The sequence below is a fragment of the Aquiflexum sp. genome (assembly GCF_041751335.1).
Taxonomy (GTDB): domain Bacteria; phylum Bacteroidota; class Bacteroidia; order Cytophagales; family Cyclobacteriaceae; genus Aquiflexum.
In genome coordinates this window covers 1-3,424 of sequence record NZ_JBGSXS010000260.1, presented here as the reverse complement: position 1 = coordinate 3,424, position 3,424 = coordinate 1, and the positions used below count along the sequence as shown (strand labels likewise).

General features: G+C 35.0%; 4 protein-coding genes. 3 read left to right on the top strand and 1 reads right to left on the bottom strand.

Features of this window, described 5'->3' with window-relative positions; all coding sequences use genetic code 11:
* Positions 1 to 49: 49 nt before the first annotated feature.
* A complete protein-coding gene (locus ACEW8U_RS14370; RefSeq protein ID WP_373522742.1) occupies positions 50 to 214 on the bottom strand; it encodes a hypothetical protein in 165 nt (54 codons plus the stop codon).
* Between the two features lie 238 nt (positions 215 to 452).
* On the opposite strand from ACEW8U_RS14370, the gene ACEW8U_RS14365 reads away from it, so the two are divergent.
* The 3 genes from ACEW8U_RS14365 (at position 453) to ACEW8U_RS14355 (ending at position 2,129) form a co-directional block, all read left to right on the top strand.
* Complete coding sequence (locus tag ACEW8U_RS14365) at positions 453 to 1,025, top strand: Crp/Fnr family transcriptional regulator (protein WP_373522741.1); 573 nt, start codon at positions 453 to 455, stop codon at positions 1,023 to 1,025.
* A gap of 104 nt (positions 1,026 to 1,129) precedes the next feature.
* Complete coding sequence (locus ACEW8U_RS14360; protein WP_373522740.1) at positions 1,130 to 1,564, top strand: DUF4345 domain-containing protein; 435 nt, start codon at positions 1,130 to 1,132, stop codon at positions 1,562 to 1,564.
* Positions 1,548 to 2,129 (top strand): DinB family protein, encoded by a 582-nt coding sequence (locus ACEW8U_RS14355; RefSeq protein WP_373522739.1) that lies wholly within the window; start codon positions 1,548 to 1,550, stop codon positions 2,127 to 2,129. Before ACEW8U_RS14360 ends, ACEW8U_RS14355 begins: the two co-directional genes overlap by 17 nt.
* Positions 2,130 to 3,424: the final 1,295 nt, after the last annotated feature.

The following is a 3,424-nucleotide window of genomic DNA, read 5'->3' as shown; positions in this document are numbered from 1 at the left end:
ACATATCATTTGACCAAATTGATTTTTAATCCAACTTGATAGGCCTCAGTCATTTTTCTTCACCATCTACTGTGAAGGTCGTAAACTGCCCTTCGGCAGCAACCCATTCCTTAATAATCAGATTGACTTCAGGATTGTCGTCATCATCGTTGCATGCTCCAAATACCCTTGGGAGCAATGCCAAACCTATAAGGTTTAAAGCTACTTTTTTCATCGTGTAATTAACTTTAAGCTGGTTTATTTTTAATGTTTCTAATCTAAAGAGATTCAAATAGATAGATTCATTTTATCTTAGTAAAGTTGCGTCCTATTAGACTTCTTAAACAAACATGAGCGCACATTAAAACATGTTTCCAAAACATTTGCACAATTGCAAATACAACCAAACACCCTGTTTTTCAATCTATATCAAAAAGAACCTACATTATTGTAAATAACCTTAAGTCTAACCGATGAAGGAAATCTTAAAAATAATCACCAACAACATTTCACCTTTGAATGATGTTGAATGGGAGGATTTTCATCAAATATGGAAACCCTATTCTTGCAAAAGAAAGGAATGCTTATCCCCTGTGGGCAAAATTGAAGACAACCTCTACTTTATCACAGAAGGCCTCCAACGGATTTTTTATGAAGATCAGGAAAAGGAGGCCACTTTGATATTTACCTATCCCCATTCTTTTGGGGGGATATTGGATTCTTTTATGTTGAGAAGTCCTTCAAAATTTGCCTATGAGGCCCTTACACCCTCAAAATTTCTGAGGGTCAATTATGATGATCTCGAAAATCTTTCCCAAAAACATGCGGGAATTGCAAAATTTGTAAGACTGGGAATTACCGGTGCTTTGGGAGGCGTTTTGGAAAGGCAGGTTGAATTACAGACTTACAGTTCTGAGGAAAAATTCCGGAAACTTCTACAAAGAAGCCCCCATATCCTTCAAATGATCCCGCATAAATATCTGGCAAACTACATTGGAATAGACCCTACCAATTTCAGCAAATTGATGAATAAAATCAGGCTTTAAGATTATTATCCAATTATTTGAATGGGTCAAAATCTTGGTAAAAACCAAAAATCAACTCCTCAGATTTGTTCAATTTTGGGAAATAATCTAAACCAAAATATGTTATGAACACTATCAAAATTTTAACCCTTCTTTCCAGGATATTTATTTTATTCTCAGGATTGGCACTGCTCTCGGTAAGCCTAATGGCTTTAATATCCCCACAATCTGTCATGGACTTGGTCCAGGTACAACTTCCTAACACCGATGCCTTTAGCTCCATCAGGGGAGTTTATGGGGGTGTTGGTATGGCTTTGTTTTTATCCCTAATTTATCTCATGATCAAAAACCCAATCCAAGGGCTGGGCTTTTTGGTGATGCTTTGGGGATTTTATGCCATATCCAGGATCATGACCATCGTAATTGAAGGAGAATTGGGGGAATTTGGAAACCAATGGTTAATGATTGAAACCATCTTGTTTATCATTGCACTGGGGCTGCTTTCCGCTTATAAAATCGTGTCCAAAAATCTAGAGTTAATCTATGAAATCGCAGAATAAAGAGTACTGGATAGAAAAGATGGAAAATTTGGTGGAAGAACAATTGGAAGCTTCCACGAAAATTTTCCAAAACCTACATGAGGAAGCTTTGGTGTTTTCGGATTCCAGAACTTGGTCTGCAGCAGCTTGCATTGACCATCTCAATAGCTATTTTAATTACTATTTGCCTAGGATCAAAAAGGTAATGGCTTCCCAAAAACCAATTAATGATCCCACTTCCATAAAACTGAGTTGGATAGGGGTATATTTCATTAAAATGATGAAGCCAATTGAAAATGGGAAAAAATTCAAAGCGATGAAAAAGCATTATCCCAATATACAGTCAACTGATCCACATCAAATCGTGGCAAATTTCATCCACAATCTTGAGGAAATGCTTTTGATATTATCACAGGCTAATCAAATTGATTTAAACCGCGGAAGTTTTCGAAGCTCCATTTCCCCATTGGTGAATCTTAGACCTTGTGATACTATTGAGTTTCTTTTGGTACACAATCAAAGGCACCTCATTCAAGCTAAAAATCAGTTGAAGGAGTACCGGAATAACCTCTCAGTAGAGAAATAGAATGAATATCCGCCTAGATACAAGGTAAGAAAGTTTCTATAAAAATGGCTAGAAGACCGAAGACGGAAGTATTCTTAAATTTAGAGTTTGACAATATTTCCATTAGTTTTCCCATTTACATGTATCAATGTGGATAATCATAAACAATAGTATTTGATTTTTTGAAAGGTGGTTTCATGGTCAAAATTAGTTTCACATAGGTTCAAAGTTGACTTACAAGAATATTAAAGGAAAAAAAACCTGTCAGCATATGAAAGACTGACAGGTCTGATATTTTTCAAAAGTCTTTAAAAACATTTTTTCAGGATTACTTTACATAATAATGAAGCTAGCTGTGGTTATTCTTCTATTCGTCCGTTTCTTATTGTCAAACTTATTAATTTATATCCGTTTTCTGTTTATAAAAAGTCAAAATGGTCTTGGTATATGTCGTTTCCGTTTTTGTGAGTTATCACAATGTTCATCACAGGGAATTTTTCTGATAATGGCCGCCCTCAGTTATTGAAGTAAATTTCAAATTCTTCTCCTTCAAAAATTCCCTGATTAAGTCTGCCAACTGATATGAAAAAATCTTGTTCTGTGTTTTGAATTTTTGATAGTCCGTTTTTTATCAGTGCAAAATTCTTTTCTAAAATCTTGTCGCTTGGTTTGCTTATCCAACCTTTACCATCTTTCCAAAAAGTTATGTTGTTTGAAGTTGAAAGCTTTAATTTTTCAAGGTTGAAATTGTCAAGAATTGCAGTATTCAGCCATAATGAAAAGTCCCTATTGTAGTTTATAAATGAGTGTATTTTACCGTCAAAACCTAAAAAATACTCTATATTGGCTTTTTCTTCTAATTTGTCTTGTCGATGATGCGAAAATAGGTCAAGATGCAAGCTGTCAGTAAAATTTTCAATTATTGTTTTATCCTATTTAGAATGCTGAATTGTTTGGTGAACTTTTCGTCCTTCACGGACGATAATTTCAACTGTTTCTAAAATATCCTTTTTTGAAGTCCTGTAGTTCACAATGCAACATCTTAAACAATATTTATCTGCAAGAACAGCATTTGATAAGAACACTTCGCCTCCCTGTTGTAATCTATTCAATAACTTTTCATTCAAAATATTCAGAAAAGTGTTATCCCACGTTTCATCCCTCATATAATTGATCGGAACATATCGAAATGTGGTAATGCTCAAGTTTTGGGTGACGGCTTCAAGTTCTGCATTAAGGTTTGGATTTGACCTGGGGTTTCTCCGGTCGTTACAGACTTATCTTTAATACCATCATAGAACTCAGAAACCGCATCA